Below are 22240 nucleotides of genomic sequence, written 5' to 3' on the forward strand. Positions count from 1 at the left end.
CATCCTGCGAGAGGACGATATGCGAACGGTCGAAGGTGCATCTCTGACAGAGATAAGACCCCGGTTGCGTAACGACGTTGTATTCCTCCGTGTCGATACCGGTATCTATCTCAGAAGTTCAGAGACTTCTTGTGTCCTCAAAGGTGCCGGCGCCTATGAATGGATGTCCGCTCTCGGTCCTCGAATGACCGGGGAGCACACTATCGGGGAATTGTGTGAAGGGCTGGACGGAAATCGACGTAAGACCGCCGTCGGCCTGATGCGTACCTTGCTCGACAGAGGTTTCGCTCGTGCCGTCCCCAGCCCTGACGTGCGGATGCTGCCGGTCGGCGTATTGGATTCGTTCGCGCCGCAGATCAATTTCGTAGAGCATTTCATGCACGCGGATCAGCGGACGCCGCAGGAGCTCTTCGCCCGCTTCCGCTCTTCCCGGGTCCTGGTCAGCGGCTCACCGAATGGCGTCGCGGCAGCGGCGGTGCGCGGCCTGTTGCGCAACGGACTGGCCGAGGTGTCCTTGGACGACGCCGCCTGGGGACGGGACTTCGAGAGCGAGACGGCTCGGCTCGCCGAAGGGGGCGCACCGGCACACGTCGTCGTGCTGCCGTCGACCCCCGAGGATCTGACTGCGTTCGACGTCGTGGTGGCTGTCGCCGACGGGTCGGGCAGCGCTGCGCTGCTCGACCTGACCAGACGTCTGCACGGTGCTCCGCAAGGCCCGCGACTGCTTACGGTGGTGGCCGACCCGAACCGCATGGTGGTGGGTCCGATCTCCGGACCCGGTGAGCAGCCGTGCTGGGTGTGCGCGCAACTCCGCCTGTCCGCCAACTCCGACCCGCGTCGCATGGCCGACTTCTGGCGCGGGCTGGCTGTCGGCCCGACCGGTACCGAGGCCCCGAGCGGCAGCCCGATGACACAGTCCATGGTCGGCAACGCCTTGGCGTTCGAGATCTTCCGGCTGCGCACCGGCCAATTGCAGATGGACGACGAGCGGCACGCCGTGATCCAGGATCTGACCACGCTCGAGTCCCGTCGCGAACGAGTGCTGCCTCACCCCGGATGCCCGCTGCGCCACCAAGGGGTGCCGTCCGACGAAGTCCAGCAGCCGCCCGCGGACGACAGCGACGCCTACGGACGCGCGGCTGTCCTGGTCTCCCCGGAATTCGGCATCCTGTCCGGATGGACCGACGAATCGATCCGGCAGATACCGCTCAAGACGGGCCGGGTGCGACTGGGGCCGGCCGCGGCCCTGAGCGACGAGGCGCGCGAGATCGTCGCGTTCGACATCGACACGGCCCTCGTCGCGCGCACTCGCTCGGTGCAGTCGGCGGTCGCCTGTTACGTGGGACGGCTCGGCCCCGTCGGATTGCCCGACGGGCCTGTTCCGGACGATGTCGAAGTGGTTCCGGCCGAACGGCTCGACCTGTTCAGCGGCTTGCACGCCCCCGATGAGCGATCGGTATCGGTCGGCCCGGCGGTGACCGCGGTGTCACTGTACGACGAGCGCCGGTGGCAGGTGCCGGCCGCGGCCGTCCACCCGCTCTCACCGGCCAACTCCCGGCTGATGTTCGAGCCGAGCCCCGCGGGCGCGGCGGTCGGCTGGACCGTCGAGGAGGTACAGGACAGGGGTCTGTGCTCGGCGCTCGCGCACCGCGGACTCGTCCGCGCGCTACACGGTGGTGAACCGGCCGTCCCCCTCTCCGAGGAGTGGCTGGGCGGAGACGACGAGACGGCCTACGTGCTGGGCAGCTTGCGGCCCATCGCCCGGCACGCCCGGGTGTACGCGCTGCCCGGTGCCGCACCGTGCTTCGCCGTTCTCGCCGTGGTCGAGGGCGCCGAGGGGGCGATCGACTGGGCGATCGGGTCGGCGTTGTCCGTGCGCGCCGCGGTACGCGAGGCGGTGCGGGACGCCGTCGGACTCGCGGTCGGCCGGCACTACGAGGGCGCACCCATGGACTTCGGCGACCCGCTGATGACCGACCTCGACCCGAGGACCCTTGCCCAGGACGACGCGAAGGTCGAATGGTCCTTCGGTCAAGCCGGGGTGCCGATGTCCGAGGCGCTCGCCCGGCTGGAAGCCGACGGCACGCGCGCTCTCTTCGTCGACACCACGACGATCGACCTGCAGGCAGTCCGCGGAATGGTCACAGGCACGATCCTGCTCGCTGCGAAATAGCTCAGCAGTGGGCTGGTCCGCGCCCACTTGAGGCGCGCCACGGTTCTCGGGACATCCGTTCCGAGGGGCACATCCAGAGGACATCCCACCGAAGAGAGGATCGCCATGTCCGCTGAGCTCAAGGACGAACTGAGTGTTCTGGAAAGCGCGACGTTCGAGATCGAGGAGATGACGGACGAGTCCGTCGAGCTGGCGTGGTCCAGCTCCAGCTGCTCCTGCTCCAGCTGCTGCTCCTGCTCCACCAGCAGCTGCTGCTCCTGCTCCTCCAGCACCAGCTGACGTCGGTGGCTGATCGGGTCGGTGGGCACCTGCCACGGACCCGGCACTCCGGCTGACAAGTGCGGCTGCTTGGCAAGACGGTACCCGTCGGCAAGAGGGTCTCGTCCGAGAAGTGGCAAGCAGCCGCACACCCTCTATCTTCTCATCGACTGGGTGGACGGATGAATGTGGAGTCGAGCGCGGTGACCACCGCGACGGTCTCGGCCGACCGTGGGACGATCGACGTCGTCCGCGGCTATCTGGCCGGGATTGCCCCTGCGGGTGTCACGGTCGACGTCGGGGTGCTCGGCCTGCCCGAGCGGTCCGCGCCGAGCGCGGCACGGGCGGCCGACGGTCTGGTCTACCCGGTGCGCCTGTACGGCGGGACGGTGCTGATGGGGCCACTGCACCGGGCCGACGGCACGAGTCAGCCGTGCGGACGCTGCCTGGAACGCCGCTGGCTGGCGCTGCGTCCCGTCGAGGAGCGTCAACCGATCGAGGACGGCGCGGACGTGTGGGTCGCGGGTGACGATTCCTCGCTCACGGCCTTCGCTTTGGAACAGGTGGCGCAGATCGTCCGCGCGGAGACGACCGACGTCCAACTAGCCATAGGAGAACGGCGGATCGGGCGGATCGTAGAACTGCGGACCGGCGACCTGACGGTCAACCGCCATGATCTGATCGCCGACTCCGAGTGCGAGTCGTGCGCCACGCCGGTGCAGGACACCGCAGAGGGCGCGATGCTCCCGCTGGGCCCGCGCCCGAAGACGGGCCCGACCAGCTACCGGGGGGCCTCGGCGGCGGATCTGGCCCTGCCGGCCGCCGGTTTGGTCAATGAGGTGTGCGGAGCACTGGCGAGCACGGCACGCCGCGTGTACCAGTGCAGCGCGACTTTGCCGGTCAGCGGGTACTTCAGGGTCCGCAGCAAGTACGACTACCACGAGATGTGGTGGAGTGGGCAGTCACAGAGCTCGGCCAGCAGCGAGCGGTACGGCATCCTGGAAGGCCTGGAGCGGTACGCGGGGCAGTTTCCACGGGCCAAGCAGCCGAATACGTACGCCAGTTACCGTGAACTGAAGCCGAACGCCCTCGACCCCACGACCATGGGTTCGTACAGTCCGGAGTTCTATGCCGGACACCACGACTACTACCAGCCGTATCACCCGGACACCCCGACCCACTGGGTGTGGGGCTACTCCTTCGGTGAGCAACGGCCGTTGCTCGTGCCCGAGCAACTCGTCTTCTACCTGGATCGACGCCAGGACCGGAAGTTCGTCCAGGAGTGTTCCAACGGCTGTGCCAGCGGCAGCAGCGTCGAAGAGGCCTTGCTGCACGGCATGCTCGAACTCATCGAGCGTGACGCGTTCCTGCTGTGCTGGTACGGCGGCGCCAAGCTGCCGGAGATCGACCAGGCGACCTGCGTGGACGAGGAGATTCAGTTCGTACTGGACCGGGTGGCACGCCTCGGCTACCGGATGCGGCTGTTCGACATGCGCGTCGACATCCCGGTGCCCGCCGTGATGGCGGTGGCCGAGCGGCTGGACGGAGGGCTGGGCAGGCTGTGCTTCGCCGCCGGCGCGAGCCTGGATCCGGTGGAGGCGGTGCGCGCCGCCATCGCGGAGACGGCCTCCTACATCCCGGGAATGGACGAGCGGGTGGAGGCCAAACTGCCGGACCTGCGCGCGATGGCCACCGACTACAACAGGGTGCACGAACTCACCCACCACGCGCTGCTGTACGGCCTGCCGGAAATGGCGTCGACAGCCGACTTCCTGCTGGACGCGGCACCGCCCCGGTCGATGGACGAGCTGTACGGTCCGTGGCTCGCCCAGCGACCCGAGACCCTGGATCTGGCGGATGACGCGCGGTTCGTGATGGAACGGCTGCGCGACGTCGGCAGCGATGTCGTGGCGGTGGACCAGACCTGCCCGGAGCAGCACGGTACCGGCATTCGCACGTTGTGCGTGCTGGCCCCGGGACTGGTGCCGATCGACTTCGGCTGGGAGCGGCAGCGCGTGCTGGAACACCCGCGGCTTCACGCCTACCTCGACGGCGCACTGGCCGAGATCCACACCCGTGATGAGGGGTTCGGTCCCACGGGGCTGAACCGCAGGCCGCACCCGTTCCCCTGAGCCGTCGCCGGCGGGCTCCTCGAGCCGTCCCCGCAGCGCCGAAGCCGGCCGTGCGCCCCGTCCGTAACGTCGGCCCCCGCGGGCCGAAGGAGGAGACCCCGTGTCCGTAGACCGAACGCAGGTCGTGAGCGACTATGTCGAGTCTGTGTTCCGGCGCGGTCGGGAGCCGATGGAGCCGGTCGGCTTCAGCCCCGACTGGGAGGACCAGCCGTCCCGACACAAGACCTACCTGGGCGTGCGGCGTTTCCCGCTCCCACCGGGCATCGGTCTGCCGCTGGCGGATACAGCGGAGGTGCTCTTCGGTGAACCGGCCGCCGGCCATGGACAGCCCTGGACCACCGACTCGCTCGCCGCGTTGCTGCGGCTGTCGTACGGCGTACTGGACCGCAGGCTGCGGGTGAGCTGGAACCAGGACAGCCATGTGCGGGTGCTCTACCCGGAGGCACTGTGGGGGCGCGGTACCGCCTCCGGGGGAGGAATGTACCCGCTGGAGGTCTACTGGGTGGCCGGCCCGGGCAGCCCGCTGGCCCCCGGCGTCTACCACTACTCGACGGCACACCACAGCTTCGAGCGCCTGCTCGTCGGTGACCTCTCGCACGAGGTGCGCGCGGCGTGCGAGCCCGGGAGCGGGGCCGAGACGGCGGACGGCTTCCTCGTGGTGACCGTGCGTTTCTGGAAGAACTCCTTCAAGTACAACAGCTTCTGCTACCACGTGGTGACACAGGATGCAGGCGCTCTGCTGGGTAGTTGGGAACTGATCGCGCGGGGGACGGGCAGACGTCTCACTCGCGTGCTGTGGTTCGACGACGAGCGGCTGAACCGGCTGCTCGGGCTCGAAACCGACCAGGAGACCGCACTGGCCGTCGTCCCCCTGCCCTTCGGCCCACTCGCGGAGCGCTCAGCCCACTTCGATCCGGTGGACCGCGGCGGTCTCGTCGACCGGCCGAGCTTCGAGAGATCGGCCCGCCCCCGCACCTTCGAGCAGATCGAGCGGGTGCACCGGGCGGTCCTGGCGGACCGCCGTGAACGTCCGGGGCCCTCGGTGGCGCGGCGCCTCGTACCCATCCCGCCCGCCGGGGGCGAGGACGTCGAGCTACCGGAGCCGCTGACCGACCGCCTCGGCCGGGACATCGGGGAGACACTGCGTTCCCGGCGGACCAGTTTCGGCTCGTTCACGCGCTCCCGCCCCCTGCGCCTGGACGAGTTGGCGACCGTACTTGCGGGCACGGTCGCTGGGCAGCGATACCTCTCGGACGTGGTGCCCGACGAGGTCGGGTTGACGGGTCTGTACGTGCTGGCGAACCGCGTCACCGGGCTTCCCAGCGGCACCTACCGCTATGACGGTGCCGGACACCGACTGCGGGTCGTGCGCGAGATGCCGCTCGCCGAGAAGCTGCAACGCAGTTACTACCTGAGCAACTACAACCTGGAACAGGTCGGCGCCGTGTTGGCGATCTCGGGGCGATGGCGGAGCACGCTCGACGCCTACGGCAGCCGGGGCTATCGAGTGCTGAACTCCGAGGTGGGCGCAGTGGCGCAGACGGCCTACACCGCCGCTGCCGCGCTGGACGTCGGCTGCGGGGCGGTACTCGGTTTCGACAACATCGCCATCGACGAGGCGGTCGGCCTCGACGACGGAGACGAGCGAACCTTCCTGTTCCTGCTGCTCGGCCACGAACGCGCGGACAGCGCGGACTTCGACTATCGGCTGGTCTGAGAGGGCTGATCCGTGACATCCAGCGCGCTGCCATCGACATCGCCCCGCATGGCGTCCGCCACGATCCCGTCCGATCACGAGAGCGCGGAGGGCGTGACATGGCACCTGGTGCCGAGGTTCATGCTGCGCGTCGGTGGGCTGCCCTTCGATACCGCGGCCGCGCTGGCCACTCCGGCGAGTGCGGCATGGGCGGACGACGTGCTCGACGCGCGGCAGCGGCTGCGCGAGCGCGGAGCCCGGCTCGCCGACTCCCTGCAAGAACGCGTGGCCCACAGCCTCGACGATCCTCAGGCACGACGGACGCTGATCAACTTACGCCGAGACGTCTTCAACGCCCGTGCTCCGCGCGGCCTGACCGCGGCCGAGCCACTGCTGCCGGCCGACGAACTCGACGAGTTGCGCGCGTGGTCGGCCGACCGGCAGCGACACGAGGAATTGCTACGGACCGGTTCCGGCGTCCTGAGCGACGAGATCACAGCGGCCCGACGGGAACTGCGTCGCATCGCGACGGAGACGGACCTGCGCTACGGCATCCAGTTGTCGTCCCCGTCGCTCGACGAGTATCTGGACGACTACCTGCGGCGCGCCGACGGACCGCTCAGCAAGCGGGAACGGCGCATAGAACGGTCGCTCCTCGAGTACCTGCTGCGCACGGCGTGCAAGACGAGCCCGTTCAGCACGCTGACGGCGGTGTCCGCGGGCACCTTCGCCGACGCCGACGGCAGGCCGCTCGCCGCGTCCGTGCGCGGGTGGGAGAAACGGGGCAGCACCCGGCTGAACATCGCGCTGCTCGCCAGGCTCTCGGAACAGCTGACCGCAGACCCACAGGTCCGCCGCGATCTGCCGGTCCGAGCCACCAGTGGCACGCAGATGCACCGCGACCAGGTGCGCTACCTGCGCAAGCTGCGCGGCGCCGATGGTGATGCGGACGCTGCGGTCACGTTGGACGCCGTGCACGAGAGCCTCTTCTTCCTGCCCAGTGGGGAAACCCTCGCCGATGTCCTCACGCTGTTCGCCGAGGGTGGGGCACTGCGGTTCGGCGACGTCGTGCAGCGGCTGTGCGCGATGGACACGAAGCGGACGGAACAGGAAGTGGAGCGATACCTGGCCCAGTTGCTCAGGCTGGGACTGCTCGTCGTTCCGGATCTGCACATCGACATCCACGACCCGGATCCGGTCACCACTTACCGCAAAGGGCTGTCGCGGCTGGAAGCGGGCTGGGCCGACGACATCGCCGTGCTCGTCGAAAGGATGGGCGCGGACGTCGAACGGTTTGCCGACGCCGGACTGACCCGTAGGCGTGAACTGCTCGCGCGGATAAAGGAGTCGGCTGCACAGACACACCGCGTCCTGGGCCGCGACGACACACCGGTGCTGCGCACCTTGGTCTACGAGGACACCACCCTGCCGGGACTGGAGGTGACCGGTGACGCCTCCACCTGGACCCGGCAGCTCGCTCCCGGGCTCCAACAACTGGCCCGGGTCCTCCCGGCGTTCGACGGAAACCTGATACGCAGACTCGTCACCAAGGGATTCTTCCAGGCACGCTACGGGAAAGGCGGGCGCTGCGATGACTTCCTCGCCTTCGCCCACCAGTTCAACCAGGACTTCTACGAGAACTACAACAAGCGGCTGATGCGCCATCAGCGGTTCGACGGCACCGCTTTCCGTACGTACGACAACTGGTTCCGGCAGGAGGAGATCGCGAGCATCGACCGCGCGCGATCCGCAGTGGCCCAGGAGATGAACCTCCGGTACCGGACCGCCTCCGCCGCCGGAGCCGACATCGAGCTGGACGAGGACTTCCTGGCCACCGTAGAGGGTCTGTTGCCGAGGCCGGAGCGACTGCGCTCGCTGTCGTTCTTCCTCCAACTCGCCGAGAACGGCGCCGACGACCCGCTGGTGGTCGTCAACCGGATCTACTCCGGCCTCACCCTGCTCTTCTCGCGATTCGCTCACTGCCTCGACGAAGGTCTCACCACCTCACTGCGCCGGTCACTGGACGACGCCGTACCGAAGGGAGCCGTGTTCGCGGAGCTGAAGGGCGGCTACGACACGACGAACCTGAACCTGCACCCGGTCGTCACGCCCTACGAGGTGGTCTGCCCCGGGGAAACCAGCTTCCGCCCGCCGCACGAGCAGATCCCGGTGGAGGACCTCGTCGTCGAGCACGAAGCGGCCACCGACCGGCTGCTCCTGCGCTCCCGCAGACTGGGCGTCGAGGTGATCCCCGTCTACCTCGGCTTCCTGCTCCCGATGGCACTGCCGGAGGTGCAGCAGGTGCTGCTCAACTTCTCCTGCACCACCATGGTCCAGCTCGACGTGTGGGAGGGCACCGGCATCCCGGAGGGTGACAGCGGCGTCCTTCCTCGCGTCCGGCTCGGCAATGTGGTGTTGCAGCGCAAGTCCTGGCGGTTCGCCGCCGACCAGCTTCCGCCCGTCACGGCCGGACAGTCGGACCACGAGTGGTTCCTGGCGTGGCGGGAGTGGCAGCGGCGGGCCGGGCTGCCCCGCCACGTGTTCGCCGGCCTGGGCGGTGAACGCAAACCGCAGTACGTGGACTTCGACTCGTATGCGTGCCTCCGGCTGCTGGAGACCGCGGTCCGCAAGAGCGACTCGGCGGTGACGCTCACCGAGATGCTGCCCGGCCCCGACCAACTGTGGCTGCGCGACGACCGACAGCGGTACGTCACCGAACTCACGGTCGAACTCAACGGAATCAACGCAACGGATGCGGAGCGGTGATGGGCGGCGATCAGGACGCGAACGACGGCAAGCACATCGAGGCCGAGTCGGACGGCGACGGCTGGATCAGCTTTCATGTCTTCTACGCCGCCAACGCCAATCCGGTACTGGTCCACTGTGTGCGGCCGCTGGTGGCACGCCTGCGTGAACGAGGTCTGCTGCGCTCCTGGTTCTTCATCCGTTACTGGCTGGAGGGCCCGCACATCCGGTTGCGCCTGCTGCCGACCGACGTGTCGGTGACCGCGGAAGTGGCCCGGACCGCGAGGGCGGCGCTCGAGCAGTACCTGCGCGGGCGTCCCGCCCTGTACGAGGAGGACCGCAACGCCAGCGGCGACCTGTACAAGAACATGTTCCTGGCCGAATACACCGAGGAGCGCTGGAACGAGCTGTACGGTGCCGACGGCGCGATGCCGTTCCGGGACAACAACAGCGTCGCCCGCATCCCCTACGAGCGGGAGCTGGACCGGTACGGCGGCCCGGCCGGCATGGAACTCGCCGAGTGGCACTTCCAGGAATCCAGCGAGACGGTGATGACCCTGCTGGAGACCACCAATGTCCACGTACGCACCGTACTGCTCGGCCAAGCCGCGCAGTTGACTGCGGGTTTGTGTTTCGCGTTCCTGCGTGACGAGGAGGCGGTGGCCCGGTTCCTGGAACGCTACCGCACCATGTGGGAGACCTCGTACCAGGAGCCCAGCGAAAGCCAGCACGAGCGCTTCGACCGCAGCTACGAGCGGATGAAGGGCCGGCTGGTGACCCGGGTGGAGCATGTGCGGGACAGCACCCGCGACGACTCCCCGGCCGCGCCGACCCCTCTGGAGCGGTCCTGGCTCGCCCACTGTGGCGAACTCCGCGACCGAGTACTGGACCTGGCCGATGCGGGGTCCCTGACCTTCCGCGACGGACCCGTACATGACCCGCAGACCGCGCTGGCCATCGTGCTCAGTTCCTACGTCCACATGACCAACAACCGGCTCGGGGTGAGCATCCTCGACGAGATCTACCTGTCGTACGTCCTCTGCAAGGCGCTGGCCGACATGGCACCCCAGGAGGCGCTGCGGTGACCGACACGACCTACGACCGGCCCCGGCTCCGGCCGGAGGTGGTACTCGGTCCGGCCATGCGGTCAGGACCCAGGACCGTGCACCACATCAAGGACGCACGCACCGGCTGCTACTACCGCGTCGGTCCCCGTGAGCACTTCATCATGGGGCTGATGGACGGAGGGCACACCCTCGAGGACATCGGCCGCAGATACACCGACACCTACGACCGCAGACTCGGTCCCGGGCACTGGCAGCAGATGTTCACCATGCTCGGCCGCTACCAACTGATCGACGGACACGCCGACGACGCGGCTCTGGAGAGGCTGAAGCAGGCCCACGAGGCCAAGCAGTCGGCGCGCCAGGGCTGGCTGCGCCGACGCTGGGTGATTCTGCGCCCTGACCAGCTGTGCGCCGCTTTGGCGACTCGACTGGCCTTCGCCTTCCGTGCGGCGTTCCTGATACCGGCGTTCGTCCTGCTGGTGGCTGTCCAGGTGTTCGTCTGGACGCATGTCGCCACCCTGACCCATGAGGCGACCCACCAGGGGTCTTCGGTGATCACCCTGCCGCTGTCGGCGGTACTGCTGTGGGGGATCACCGTGCTTCACGAGTTCGCGCACGGTGTGACATGCCGTCATTTCGGCGGGGTGGTCGCCGAGATCGGGCTCAGCTGGCGGTTTCCCATGCTGGTTCCCTACTGCCGCACGGACGACATCGTGCTGTTCCACCAGCGCAGGGCTCGGGTGGGTACGGCGTTCGCCGGCGTCTTCGTCAGCCTGCTGGCACTGGTTCCGGTTGCGGCCTGGTGGTGGCTCGCCGGTGAGGGGGCGCTCGGGCGTCCGCTCGTCGCCGGCCTGTTGCTCTTCGGCAGTGGTGCCGCCGTGATCAATCTGCTGCCGATTCTTCGATCGGATGGTTACGTGATGCTCACCCATGCGTTGAACATCGCCGATCTGCGCCGCGAGTCCTACCGGTTCTGGCGGCTGCGACTGCGCTGGCGCGATCCCGCCGCCGGGGAACGGCTCAGCGCCTATCCGCCCCGCGACATCCGCACCTACGTTCTCTACGGAGTCGGGTCGCTGCTGCTTCTCCTTTCGGCCTACTGCGCGTTGATGTGGGTCTGGTTCCACAGCCTCCAGCGTTGGGTGGGGCCGACGTGGGCGGTGGCGATACTCGCCGCTGAGACCGTGGTGGTCGCCGGTGTCCTGGCGCTGGCCGCCCGTGGCCGCTCCGGCGAAGGGCAGGGCACCGATGAGTGACGGCGACGACATCGCGATCCGTACCAGCGGGCTGACCAAGCGGTACGGCCCGGAAACCGGCGTGTTCGACCTCGACCTGCGCATCCGCCGCGGGGAGGTCTATGGATTCCTCGGCCCGAACGGCGCCGGGAAGAGCACCGCCATGCGCATGCTGGTCGGGCTCATCCGGCCCACCTCGGGGACCGCCAGGGTGCTGGGCCACCCGGCCGGAACCCGGAGCAGCCTGCGCGGGGTAGGAGCACTGATCGAGGCCCCGGCCCTGTACCCGCATCTCTCCGGCCGGGACAACCTGCGCATCCTCGCCGGATACGCCTCCGTACCCGCAGCCCGGATCGCAGAAGTTCTCGAAGAGGTCGGGATGTCCGCCAAGGCGGACGTCGCCTTCCGCGCGTACTCGCTCGGCATGAAACAGCGCCTCGCGGTGGCCGCCGCACTGCTGAAGGACCCCGCGCTGCTCATTCTCGACGAGCCGACCAACGGGCTCGATCCGGAAGGCATGGCGAGCATGCGCGACCTGATCACCGGCCTGCGCCGCGACAACCGCACCGTACTCCTGTCCAGTCATCTGCTTGCCGAAGTGGAGCACGTGTGCGACCGGGTGGGCGTGATCCGCCGGGGCCGGCTGATCGCCGACGGCACGGTGGCCGAACTTGCCGAACTACGACGCGGATCCGACGAAGGCGGGCTGTCGGTGACCGTGAACTCGCCTGAGCGTGCCGCCGAACTCGTACGCCAGATGTCGGCTGTCCGCTCGACGGCGGTCGTCGACGGGGAACTACGCGTGGTCGTCGACCCACGTGAGGCCGCCGCCGTCAACCGGCTGCTCGTGGTCAACGGGCTGGAAGTCAGCGAACTGCGCAAGCAAGTCCTTTCCCTGGAGGACCTGTTCTTCGATCTGGTCGAAGACCCTCGGCCCACCGGACCGGAACCCGTGGAGGTGGTCAACCGTTGAACGGCGTCCTTCGGGCAGAGTTGCTGTCGACACGCAAGCGTCCCGGCGTCTGGATCGTCGGCGGGGCGTGGGCCGGGCTGGCGGTGGCCTTCGGCATGGTGGTGCCGTACGTCGTCTGGCTGGCCGTCAGGAACCGGCCGACCGGGGCGTCGGGCGATCCAGAGAAGTTGATCAACGGTCTGCTGCCGGACAAGTTCCTGTCGGGCACCGTGGACCTGTACCCGATGTTCGGCAGCGCGCTGATGCTGATTCTCGGTGCTGTCCTCGTGGGCGGGGAGCACCGGTGGGGGACCTGGAGCACGCTTCTGGTCCAAGGGCCCGGCCGTGCCTCGGCGGTGCTCGGGAAGGCCGGGGCGGCAGCGGCGGCGGCGTTGTGCATCTCGGTGGTGGTGCTGGTGGCGAGCGCGGGGGCGAGCGCGCTCGTGGCGGCGCTCACCGGCCGGCCCGCACACTGGCAGGACGCGATGACACTGCTGGCCGGAATCGGCGCGGTCTGGCTGATCAGCATGGCCGCGACGAGCCTGGGCATCTTCCTGTCGATCCTGCTGCGCGGCACCGGGCCGGCCATCGGGGTGGGCCTGCTCTGGCTGCTGGCGGTGGAGAACCTGGTGTCCGGCCTGGCCGGCACGCTGCCCGGGCTGAAGGCGGTGCAGGGTTTGCTGATCGGCCCCAGCGCGGGCTCACTCGCCACGGCCCTCGACCCGTCGGGCGAGCCGAACACCTCGATCCCCGGGGTCGTCTCGGTCTCCGGGCCACTGGCTGCGAGCGTGGTGCTGGCGGCGTACGTGGTGGTGTGCCTCAGCCTCTCCGCGCTGCTCGTCTCGCGCCGGGATGTGACCTGAACGAGAGTCCTGGCCGGGTGGCACCGGGCACCGCAGCGCCGATCCGAGACCGGCCTGCGCTGCTGGGGTGCCACCGGGGACAGATCCGGATCCACTTCCTGTCCGAGGCGCCGCTGCTGCCCGCGCTCGGCGGGCAAGGCGGCGTGCTCCGCGGCATCGCAGTCAGTCAAGCGAGGTGCGCGGGTCGCGAGGGTCGTCCTCGTCGTCGATCGTGTCGGGATTCTCGTAGGCGGGTGCAGGCAGGCGCTCCCCTCGGCTGACCGCGATCCGGTGGACATCCATCAGTGCTTCGGTCAACTGGACCGCGAGCAGATGTAGTTCACCCTGACTCCACTGACGCCCGTGCAGAACATGCTTCGCTTCTTGGAGGAGTTCACCGGCCAGGCCGAGCTGGGCCGACTCCATGTTGTCCGCGAGCTGGGACAAGTATCCGGTCCCCTCGCCCGCGAGGTAGCACGGCTTGCCCTCCGGCCCGGCCCAGGGCAGCAGACGCAGCCGACCCGCCAGGCTCACCATGCCTGTACCTTCACTATGTTGAGTGGCTGCAGGATCAGCCGTCGTAGAGGCTCGAAAGTTCGGACGATACAGTGCGGCATGTTGACGCTCCTTGTCGGCGTTGGCCATGCCCTCGGACCGTTCTTCCCCTGGTTCTGACTCCGTTCGAGCAAGGGAGACCCAATTGGTCGCGAGGGCTTTGACGAACGTCAGCCTGCCGAGCAGCGGTGCACGGCAGTTGCACCAAGACGTGCAACTGTCCTTGCCCGGAAACTGCTATATCCCGACCCACTCCGCGTACTGCGCCAGCGAGTGGCTGCGCGTCCGCTCGTGCCGCTTGAGGGCGAGCACGGTCTCTCGCACGGTCGGGTGGTAGCGCGTTTGCTGCGGCGCGAGACGCCGGGCCTGGTGCAGGCAGTCCAGCGCCTGTTCCGAATGGCCTGACCAGGCACGGGCCCGGCCGAGGTCCATCCAGTGGTGTCCGGCTCGGGAGCGGGTCCAGCCGCGCGGAATGCGTACCTCATCGGCGAGTTCGATCGCATGCCCGAAATCGTCCATCTCGGAGGCGATGGCGACCGCGTGCACACCGACGTTGGTCGGCCCCCAGGTGACACCGAAGTCGGGCAGTTCACCTGTGATCTGTGCGAGGGCGCGGGCTTCGGCCAAACGGGCGTCGGCGTGTTCCCGCTCCTTCATCCGGCCCGCGATCACCGCAGCACGCAGTTGCATCACCCCCCGCATCGCCTCAACGCCAGCCGGGCGGCGTGCATCTTGACCGTCGAGGTCTCGCAGGGCCTGATCGATCACACGGATGCCCACGTCATAGCGGCCGGACGACATCGTGGTCTGCGCGCGAAGGTAGGCGTGCATGGCGGCCAAGCCCGGCTCGTCGGCGCGCGGTGCCGTCAACGCCAGGCGATCCAGCGCGACGGTCGCCAGGTCGATGTAGCCGAAGTTCCACGCCACGGTGAACACACACCGGAACGCCCCTGCCAGGCACTCGTAGGCCAGCCGCTGCTCCTCCCCGGTGCTGGTGTGCACGGCCTGCACCGACTCGTCGACCAGTGCCGGCAGATCGCGCACCATGTCCGTGTACTGCGCCTGACGGCGCTGCACAAGAGCGCGCTGAACATCTGCTCGGATCAAAGCAGGCGGACGGGGAGCCGTCTCCCAGTCGAGAGCGATGTCCCAGTTCTCCAGCCCTTCACGGATCGGCTGGATCAGCGTGTCCATTCGGTCGCGGCGTAGCTCCTCGGTGTACGGCTGCCCCAGCAACTCCGACGTGGAAACACCCAAGGCACGAGCACATGCCGCGACGAGAGCCGGAGAGGCGGGCTTCTGTCCGCATTCCACCTTCGACAACAGCGACTTGGACACGTGACCCCGCATCGCCAGCCCCTGCTGCGTCAGGCCACGCTGCTTGCGGATGCGGGCGATCCGAGCGCCGGTGTGCTCCTCGATGCTCTGCGGCATGGCGAACTCCGTTCTGCGGCACCACTCAGACGGTACCCCGACCCCACCGCCCAGGATCAGGACAGGGCGATCACCTGAACAATGATCACCCCAGATGCGACACTCGCACCTACGCACCACACCGCTCCCGACCCGAAGGCCGTCGATGTCTGTCCGCCCCGCTGTCGCCCGCGACGCCGATTTCCTCTGGCGCATCCTGCTCGAGGCATACAACTGGAACGGCGAGCAGCGGTTCACCGCCGAGCAGCTCGCCGCTGAGCCGCACGCCGCGCGCTACCTCGTCGGCTGGCCCCGCAGGGACGACTTCGGGGTAATCGCAGAGACCGACGCCGGCGAACCGATCGGTGCGGCCTGGGCGCGGCACCTCCCCGAGAGTGAGCCCGGATACGGCTTCGTCGCTCCAGACGTTCCCGAGCTGACCCTCGGCCTGTTGCCCGAACACCGCGGCCGCGGGCACGGCCGGGCCCTGATGGAGGCGCTGATCCAGGCCGCCGCCGAGGGGCTGGCCCCGGCCGCTCGACTCAGCCTGAGCGTCGAGGACGGCAACCCCGCTGTGCACCTCTACACTGCCCTCGGCTTTACCCGAGTCGGGCGCAACGGCAACTCGGACACAATGGTTCTGGACGTCCAGACCTGCCCCACACCACTGAGCATTCCTTGATTTCCGCGGTTCTGGCAGCCCGCCCGGCGCCGCCGGAGACGGCGCGGACGGGCCCGGTGTGCCGGAGCGGGCGGATCACGCCACACCGCTCTCCCACCACCACGAACCGGAGCCGTACGAGGGGTACTGGACGCGGCTGTCGACGTGCTGCCACGAGTGTGTGTACGCCTCGAGGCCGGAGAAGCCGCAGGTCTCGGCGATCCGGTAGGTCTGCAGGGTGCTGTGGCCGCTGACGACGATGTCCGCGGCGACGCCATAGAGGTGCATGCTGTTGGACGCGCCGCCCGACGCGGCGTTGTGCGCGATGCTGCGGAAGCCGGAATTGATCGTGATCGAGCTGTTGCCGGCCTTCTTGCGTACGGCTTCCAGCTTGTACATCAGTCGGCGCACGTTCTCCTTGACCGTCGCGGATCCGACCTTCCCGCCGCTGAAGCCGGAGCCGTCCTTGGAGTAGAACTCGCTGAAGTCGAAGTGCGCGGTTGATCCGTCGCCGGCCTCGAGGCTGTTCAGCACGGCCTGGGTCTGCGGGCCGACGATGCCGTCGGCGCTCAGGCCGTACGCGGACTGGAAGCGCTGGACGGCGGCGGCCGTGCCCGGGCCGAAGGCGCCGTCCCAGGCGACGTAGGTCTGCTGGGCGCTGGACGCGGCCCAGCCGCCGACGCGGATCTGCAGTTCCACCACGTCGGAGCCGGAGGCGCCCTGCTGAAGGGTACGGTTCCAGCCGTAGGCCGAGGCTCTGCCCGCTGCTCCGAGGCTGACCGTCGCCGCCAGGCCGAGCGTGGCCGTGAGCCCCGCCGCTCCCCGGAACAGGGAGCGGCGGTCGATAGCGGGACCGGAGTTTCGTGCCGGTCGTGCTGGTGATGTCGCCGCGCCTACGATCGGTTGCATTCCCGCCCTCCTCGGCGACGGCCAGCGTCGCGATCTCGGTCGCTTCCTCAGGTGGCACGCGGTCGACCTATAGTTGGCCCCATGAGCCGTTGGAAGGATTTGACCGGGGAGACGTCCGGAGAGGACTACGCCGCACGGTTCGCTGCCCTGGCCCGTAGCGGGAAGGACGTGCACGGCGAGGCGCGGTTCTGCGCGGCTCTCGTGCCTTCCGGAGCGCGGGTGCTGGACGCCGGCTGCGGTACCGGACGGGTCATGATCCGGCTCGCGGAACTCGGGTACGACTGTGTCGGGATAGACCTTGACGCGTCGATGCTGGCGGTGGCGCGGAAGCAGGCGCCGGGGCTGCCCTGGTTCCAGGTCGATCTGGCCGGGTTCGAGCCGGACCGGCTCGGCATCGCCGCGGACTTCGATCTCGTGGTCGCTGCCGGCAACGTCTTCCCGTTGCTCGCTGCCGGCACCGAGGCCACGGTGGTCGAGCGCCTGGCCGCGGCCCTGCGTCCGGGCGGCCTGATGGTCGCCGGCTTCGGCCTGGACGAAGCCCATCTGCCCGTGCCGCCCGGCATCACGCTGCCCGAGTACGACGACTGCTGCGCCGCAGCCGGCCTCACCCTCGTCGACCGCTTCGCCACCTGGGACGCCGACCCCTACGACGGCGGCGGCTATGCCGTCAGCGTCCACCGCCGGTGACGATACGCGGGACATCCTGATCACTCGCGCCTGCCGAGGCGCTTGCGGACGTGCCCCGGCAGGCGATGTACCGATGTGTTCGAGCCGTCCGGCTCTCCGCCCCATCAGTCCTGGGCGTGTTGTTCGGTCGCCTCGGCGGCTGCTGACTACAGACCGCCGAGGGACATGGCCGGGGGTGGTGTCACCGCCCTGGACCGTGACTCAGTTGCCGGCGGATCCGCGGTTCGGCATGCCGATGCCGGACTGGCCGGCTGCCTTCTTGATCTCGGCGGCCTCCCGTTGGTCGAGGACTCCTTCCTTCCGCAGCGTCGCTACGATCTCCCCGACGTGTGAGACGAACGCGCCGTGGTTGTTCCAGGTGCGGTGATCCTCGATCAGCTCGTTGATCGTGCAGCCGTTGGCCGTGACGCGGTTCGGGACACCGGTGTTGAGCGAGCCGAGGAACACGGTGGAGCGGTCGTCCGTTTCGGGGCAGTCGGTCGGCGGCCTGCTGTCGACGATGGTGAGGGACAGTGACTGCGGCGTGGACGTGTTGCCGGCCTTGTCGGTGGCCCGGTAGAGGAAGGTGTGGCTTCCGGCTCTGTCGATCACCACCGGGGCGGAGTACCGCAGGTAGGGGCCGCCGTCGAGGGAGTACTCGGTCGTGGCCACACCCGAGTCCGCATCCGAAGCGGTCACCGTCACCGTCGCGCTTCCGACGTATTCACCGGAGTTGTTCTTCGTGCCGGAGACGGAGGCCGACACCTCCGGCGGCGTCCTGTCCTCCGGCGGAGCCGCCACCACCGTGAACTCCACGGACTTCACCGGCGACGTGTTCCCTGCCTTGTCCGTCGCCCGATACGCCAGCGTGTGTCGGCCCACGCTGCTCACCCCGACCGGCGCCGTATAAGCGACGTAAGCCGCACCGTCGAGTGAGTACTCGACGCTTGCTATGCCGGACTCTGTGTCCGATGCGGTGACGGTTACTGTCGCGGTGGATACGTAGTTGCCGTAGGTGTCTTTGGTTCCGGTCACGGTTGCTGATGTGTCGGGTGGTGTTTTGTCGTTCGGGGGTGCTGCGACGATGGTGAACTGGACGGACTTGGTTGGTGATGTGTTGCCGGCTTTGTCTGTTGCGCGGTAGGCCAGGGTGTGTTGTCCGAGGCTGTTCACCTCGACTGGTTTGGTGTAGGCCGTGTATGCGGCGTTGTCGAGTGAGTACTCGACGCTTGCTATGCCGGACTCTGTGTCCGATGCGGTGACGGTTACTGTCGCGGTGGATACGTAGTTGCCGGAGGTGTCTTTGGTTCCGGTCACGGTTGCTGATGTGTCGGGTGGTGTTTTGTCGTTCGGGGGTGCTGCGACGATGGTGAACTGGACGGACTTGGTTGGTGATGTGTTGCCGGCCTTGTCTGTTGCGCGGTAGGCCAGGGTGTGTTGTCCGAGGCTGTTCACCTCGACTGGTTTGGTGTAGGCCGTGTATGCGGCGTTGTCGAGTGAGTACTCGACGCTTGCTATGCCGGACTCCGTGTCCGATGCGGTCACCGTCACCGTCGCGGTCGATACGTAGTTCCCGGAAGCGTCCTTCGTCCCCGACACCGTCGCCGACGTTTCCGGCGGGGTGGTGTCGCCGCCGGGCGCGGCGGTGACGACGAGCAGACCCGTCATCAACTGGTGGCCCGGCATCGCGCAGAAGTAGCGGTATACGCCGGGCGTGAGGGTGACCTCGGCCGTGTGCCTGCCTCCGCTGGAGTCCGAGGGGCTCGCCTGGATGTTGAGGCTGACGTCGTTGTTGTAGTCGGGGTTCGAGATGTCGAACGTCAGGGTGTGCGGCATCCCCGTCGTGTTGCCGGTCGCCGCGCTGTTCTCGAACACGATGGTCGCGGGCCCGGCCACCGCGGTGGTGGGGGCGGACGTGTACCGCGTGTAATCGTCACCGGCCGTCCAGGTGAGTACCTGGGTGGCTGTGGACCCCGCCGGGCGACTTACCGCCGCGTACGCGGCCGGCACGGCCAAGGAGAAAGCCGCGAAGACAACGGTCACCAGCGCCACCAGCGCCGGATGAGCGCCGAATCTGTTGCGTCGCACGGGACTTGAGGGAGGCGGATCCGTCTTGGTATGGAGCAGTCTTCTGAACACCGCTGCACCTTTCGGGGATTCGCTTGTGCGGCACCGCGCAGAACTTGCGGTCCGCCGGGTGGACGACCAGCCGCCGGGATGAGCGTGTTCGAGGCGCGAGTACTCCGCTCACCGGACCCGCGCCCTGGACGGAACGCGGTGAGTGCCGCGCTTCGGGTGATCGCCGGGGCGTGACGACGACGGTGGCCGCCGTCACTCACGAACAGGCGGCGTCCGCCTCTTGTCGCTGTGAGGACGGTGGCACCGCGAACCGGAGGGCGTGGTTCACACAAACTGCGTCAATGCGGCATCGGTGGGAAACTACTCAGCTTTTGACTGGCCGCCAAGACCTATGACCAGAATCCAACCGACTTTGACCTGAGTCTGGAAAAACTGGTGGAGCGCCCGTTACGGTGAGGCAGTCTCGAGGCGAATCCTGTTCGCCCGGCCGATCCGATCCCGGGCGTATCCGGCCCATCGATCGCCCCGCCTGCCTCGCGGGGCCGAACGCTCGGCGCGCCACCGCGTACCGCCGTGACGGGACAGATGCCGTCGGCGGCGGCTCACACCATGACCACGAACGCCTTCAGGTACGCACGCTTTTCGAGGATTGGAGAGCGATGACCGACTCAGGCGAAGGCACGAGACGCCTTTTCTCCCGGCGAGCGTTCGCCACCGGGGTGGCCGCTGCGGCGGCCGTGCCCACGGTGCTGGGCACCGCCGCCGCTGCCGCCCCGAAGGACAAGCCCGGTGAAGGAAACGGGCAGGGACACAACAAGGGGAACGTCCGCAACCTGACGCTGTACATGGAGAAACTGCCGAACGGGGAGATGGGCTACGGCCTGCAGCCCGGCCAGGCGACGATTCCCGGCCCGCTCATCGAGCTGACCGAGGGCGACACGATGAACATCGAGGTCGTCAACAACCTGGACGTCGCCGCGAGCCTGCACGTGCACGGCATGGACTACGACGTAGCCAGCGACGGCACCAAGATGAACGACAGCGTCGTCGAGCCGGGCGGCCGGCGGACCTACGTCTGGCGTACCCACGCCCCGGGACCGAACCACGACGGGACGTGGGAGGCCGGTAGCGCCGGCTACTGGCACTACCACGATCACCAGGTGGGGACGGAGCACGGCACGGGCGGTATCAAGAAGGGCCTGTACGGTCCCGTGATCGTGCGCCGCAAGGGCGATGTGCTGCCCGACAAGCAGTTCACGGTCGTGTTCAACGACATGACGATCAACAACAAGGCCGCCCACAACGCACCGACCTTCAAAGCGGTCCGCGGTGAGCGAGTGGAGTTCATCGTGATCACGCACGGTGAGTTCTTCCACACCTTTCATGTGCACGGCCACCGCTGGGTGGACAACCGCACCGGGATCCTGCAAGGTCCGCAGGACGTGAGCCGGGTCATCGACACCAAGACCGTCGGCCCCGCTGACTCCTTCGGGTTCCAGGTGATCGCGGGTGACCGGGTCGGCGCGGGCGCCTGGATGTACCACTGCCACGTCCAGAGCCACGCGGACATGGGCATGGCCGGGATCTTCCTCGTGACCGAGGCGGACGGCACGGTCCCCGGCGGCATGCCCCACCACTAGGGCCTCTGTGGAGTTGTGACCTGGGCTCGCCAGATCACAACTCCACACAGGCTGCTGCCGGCGGCAGCCCTTGCTCCATTTCCTGATCACTCTTCCGTTGCCGGATCGAGTCAAGGAGCAACCGTGACTCCGCTCCCTCGCCTGAAGAACACGGGCTTCCAACCCGGGGGTTGCGGTCCAGCCCGAACCGATCCCTTGCGGGACGGGCACAACCTGCTCCCGGGATTCGGTTCCTCCACCGGCTGAATCCGGTGGTTCCCTCGAAAGAAGGACTGATGGGCATGAAAAACCGGTTCGCCCCGTCACGAAGAAGCGGAGCGCCGCCGTCGCGTCCGGTGCGGGCCCCTCGGCACGCACGGTCCTGGCGCCGCGCGGTCGTCCTGCTGTCCAGCGCCGCGCTGACCATGGGGCTGTCCGCGATGCCGGCCGTGCAGGCGCACGCGCAGCCGCCCTCAGGACAGAGCCAGGACCAGGGCGTCGACACCGAAAGACAGGTCAACGTCCTGGTCTTCCACGGGCCGGCCGCCAAGCAGGACGACCCGGTCAAGCGGGCCACGACGGCGATCGAGAACCTCGGCGAGAAGAACGGCTTCGAGGTCGTCGAGTCCGAGAACCCCGGCGTCTTCACCGCCGCCAACCTCGCCAAGTACCGAGGGGTGGTGTTCCTGTCGGCCGACGGCGTGACGCTCAACGCCGACCAGGAGGCCGCGTTCCAGTCGTACGTGAACAACGGCGGCGGCTTCGTCGGCGTCCACGACGCCGCTCGGGCGCAGGCGGACTCCTCCTGGTTCACCGGCCTGATCGGCACCCGTCCGGCGCTGGGCCTCCCGGACCCCGAGAAGATCGTCGAGTACGCGGTCAACGAGGACAACCCGCCGAACGAGACCAAGGACAAGCTGTTCGACGGCAAGAACGACACCAAGTGGCTGACCCATGCGCCGACCGGCTGGGTCACCATGAAGCTGGACAAGCCGGTCGCGGTGGTCAACTACGCGCTGACCTCCGCCAACGACTATCCGGGGCGGGACCCCAAGGACTGGAAGCTGCAGGGCTCGCAGGACGGCCAGAACTGGACGACCCTCGACACCCGGACCGGCGAGACCTTCCCGTCGCGGTTCCAGACCAGGCAGTTCCAGTTCACCAACAAGCAGGCGTACCAGCACTACCGGCTGGAGATCACCGCGAACAGCGGTGAGCCGCTGACCCAACTCGCCGAA

General features: G+C 68.2%; 16 protein-coding genes and 1 pseudogene. 13 read left to right on the forward strand and 4 right to left on the reverse strand.

Annotated elements, in window-relative coordinates:
• Positions 1–19: 19 nt before the first annotated feature.
• The 9 genes from ACWDEX_RS08940 to ACWDEX_RS08980 all read left to right on the forward strand — a co-directional run bounded on the left by ACWDEX_RS08940 (position 20) and on the right by ACWDEX_RS08980 (position 13121).
• Positions 20–2173 (forward strand): TOMM precursor leader peptide-binding protein, encoded by a 2154-nt coding sequence (locus ACWDEX_RS08940; RefSeq protein ID WP_450462582.1) that lies wholly within the window; start codon positions 20–22, stop codon positions 2171–2173.
• 194 nt (positions 2174–2367) lie between these two features.
• Positions 2368–2508, forward strand: a complete 141-nt coding sequence (locus tag ACWDEX_RS08945) for a hypothetical protein (protein WP_450462583.1) — start codon at positions 2368–2370, stop codon at positions 2506–2508.
• A 126-nt stretch (positions 2509–2634) separates the two neighbouring features.
• Entirely contained in the window at positions 2635–4563 is a 1929-nt protein-coding gene (locus tag ACWDEX_RS08950; RefSeq protein ID WP_450462584.1) for a TOMM precursor leader peptide-binding protein, read from the forward strand.
• A gap of 100 nt (positions 4564–4663) precedes the next feature.
• A complete protein-coding gene (locus tag ACWDEX_RS08955; protein ID WP_450462585.1) occupies positions 4664–6280 on the forward strand; it encodes a SagB family peptide dehydrogenase in 1617 nt (538 codons plus the stop codon).
• 48 nt (positions 6281–6328) lie between these two features.
• Positions 6329–9025 carry a lantibiotic dehydratase gene (locus ACWDEX_RS08960; RefSeq protein ID WP_450462586.1) on the forward strand — a complete coding sequence of 899 codons (2697 nt, stop codon included), beginning with the start codon at positions 6329–6331 and terminating at the stop codon, positions 9023–9025.
• Positions 9025–10089, forward strand: coding sequence for a thiopeptide-type bacteriocin biosynthesis protein (locus ACWDEX_RS08965; protein WP_450462587.1), 1065 nt, complete (start codon positions 9025–9027; stop codon positions 10087–10089). The genes ACWDEX_RS08960 and ACWDEX_RS08965 overlap by 1 nt, the downstream gene beginning before the upstream one ends.
• Complete coding sequence (locus ACWDEX_RS08970; protein WP_450462588.1) at positions 10086–11327, forward strand: M50 family metallopeptidase; 1242 nt, start codon at positions 10086–10088, stop codon at positions 11325–11327. Before ACWDEX_RS08965 ends, ACWDEX_RS08970 begins: the two co-directional genes overlap by 4 nt.
• A complete protein-coding gene (locus ACWDEX_RS08975) occupies positions 11320–12279 on the forward strand; it encodes an ABC transporter ATP-binding protein (RefSeq protein WP_450462589.1) in 960 nt (319 codons plus the stop codon). Before ACWDEX_RS08970 ends, ACWDEX_RS08975 begins: the two co-directional genes overlap by 8 nt.
• Positions 12276–13121, forward strand: a complete 846-nt coding sequence (locus ACWDEX_RS08980) for an ABC transporter permease (protein ID WP_450462590.1) — start codon at positions 12276–12278, stop codon at positions 13119–13121. The genes ACWDEX_RS08975 and ACWDEX_RS08980 overlap by 4 nt, the downstream gene beginning before the upstream one ends.
• 162 nt (positions 13122–13283) lie before the next feature.
• Here ACWDEX_RS08980 and ACWDEX_RS08985 read toward each other — a convergent pair whose 3' ends face one another.
• Both ACWDEX_RS08985 and ACWDEX_RS08990 read right to left on the reverse strand, forming a co-directional pair.
• Positions 13284–13637, reverse strand: a complete 354-nt coding sequence (locus ACWDEX_RS08985) for a hypothetical protein (protein ID WP_450462591.1) — start codon at positions 13635–13637, stop codon at positions 13284–13286.
• Positions 13638–13892: 255 nt separating this feature from the next.
• Positions 13893–15089: a helix-turn-helix domain-containing protein gene (locus ACWDEX_RS08990; RefSeq protein WP_450462592.1), complete on the reverse strand. Its 1197-nt coding sequence runs from the start codon at positions 15087–15089 to the stop codon at positions 13893–13895.
• A 145-nt stretch (positions 15090–15234) separates the two neighbouring features.
• On the opposite strand from ACWDEX_RS08990, the gene ACWDEX_RS08995 reads away from it, so the two are divergent.
• Positions 15235–15750, forward strand: a complete 516-nt coding sequence (locus tag ACWDEX_RS08995; protein ID WP_450462593.1) for an N-acetyltransferase family protein — start codon at positions 15235–15237, stop codon at positions 15748–15750.
• Between the two features lie 75 nt (positions 15751–15825).
• Here the strand turns inward: ACWDEX_RS08995 and ACWDEX_RS09000 are convergent, their stop codons facing one another.
• On the reverse strand, positions 15826–16638 hold the full coding sequence (locus ACWDEX_RS09000) for a D-Ala-D-Ala carboxypeptidase family metallohydrolase (RefSeq protein WP_450462594.1): 813 nt from the start codon (positions 16636–16638) through the stop codon (positions 15826–15828).
• A gap of 81 nt (positions 16639–16719) precedes the next feature.
• On the opposite strand from ACWDEX_RS09000, the gene ACWDEX_RS09005 reads away from it, so the two are divergent.
• The gene (locus ACWDEX_RS09005; RefSeq protein ID WP_450462595.1) at positions 16720–17325 is read left to right on the forward strand and encodes a class I SAM-dependent methyltransferase; all 606 of its coding nucleotides are present in this window, start codon (positions 16720–16722) and stop codon (positions 17323–17325) included.
• Between the two features lie 201 nt (positions 17326–17526).
• On the opposite strand, the gene ACWDEX_RS09010 is transcribed toward ACWDEX_RS09005, so the two are convergent.
• Entirely contained in the window at positions 17527–19320 is a 1794-nt protein-coding gene (locus ACWDEX_RS09010; RefSeq protein WP_450462643.1) for an OmpL47-type beta-barrel domain-containing protein, read from the reverse strand.
• 722 nt (positions 19321–20042) lie between these two features.
• Here ACWDEX_RS09010 and ACWDEX_RS09015 point away from each other — a divergent pair.
• Both ACWDEX_RS09015 and ACWDEX_RS09020 read left to right on the forward strand, forming a co-directional pair.
• A complete protein-coding gene (locus ACWDEX_RS09015; RefSeq protein ID WP_450462596.1) occupies positions 20043–21023 on the forward strand; it encodes a multicopper oxidase domain-containing protein in 981 nt (326 codons plus the stop codon).
• A 419-nt stretch (positions 21024–21442) separates the two neighbouring features.
• Positions 21443–22240: pseudogene (locus tag ACWDEX_RS09020) on the forward strand (ThuA domain-containing protein); the annotation flags it as partial.

The sequence above is a fragment of the Streptomyces sp. NPDC001020 genome, assembly GCF_053599115.1.

What these genes read in the sequence shown, in the direction of transcription:
- ACWDEX_RS08975 (WP_450462589.1), top strand. Translation starts at nt 11,320, where the DNA reads ATGAGTGACGGCGACGACATCGCGATCCGTACCAGCGGGCTGACCAAG.
- ACWDEX_RS08990 (WP_450462592.1), bottom strand. Translation starts at nt 15,089, where the DNA reads ATGCCGCAGAGCATCGAGGAGCACACCGGCGCTCGGATCGCCCGCATC.
- ACWDEX_RS09000 (WP_450462594.1), bottom strand. Translation starts at nt 16,638, where the DNA reads ATGCAACCGATCGTAGGCGCGGCGACATCACCAGCACGACCGGCACGA.
- ACWDEX_RS09015 (WP_450462596.1), top strand. Translation starts at nt 20,043, where the DNA reads ATGACCGACTCAGGCGAAGGCACGAGACGCCTTTTCTCCCGGCGAGCG.
- ACWDEX_RS08960 (WP_450462586.1), top strand. Translation starts at nt 6,329, where the DNA reads ATGGCGTCCGCCACGATCCCGTCCGATCACGAGAGCGCGGAGGGCGTG.
- ACWDEX_RS08940 (WP_450462582.1), top strand. Translation starts at nt 20, where the DNA reads ATGCGAACGGTCGAAGGTGCATCTCTGACAGAGATAAGACCCCGGTTG.
- ACWDEX_RS08995 (WP_450462593.1), top strand. Translation starts at nt 15,235, where the DNA reads ATGTCTGTCCGCCCCGCTGTCGCCCGCGACGCCGATTTCCTCTGGCGC.
- ACWDEX_RS08985 (WP_450462591.1), bottom strand. Translation starts at nt 13,637, where the DNA reads ATGGTGAGCCTGGCGGGTCGGCTGCGTCTGCTGCCCTGGGCCGGGCCG.
- ACWDEX_RS09005 (WP_450462595.1), top strand. Translation starts at nt 16,720, where the DNA reads ATGAGCCGTTGGAAGGATTTGACCGGGGAGACGTCCGGAGAGGACTAC.
- ACWDEX_RS08965 (WP_450462587.1), top strand. Translation starts at nt 9,025, where the DNA reads ATGGGCGGCGATCAGGACGCGAACGACGGCAAGCACATCGAGGCCGAG.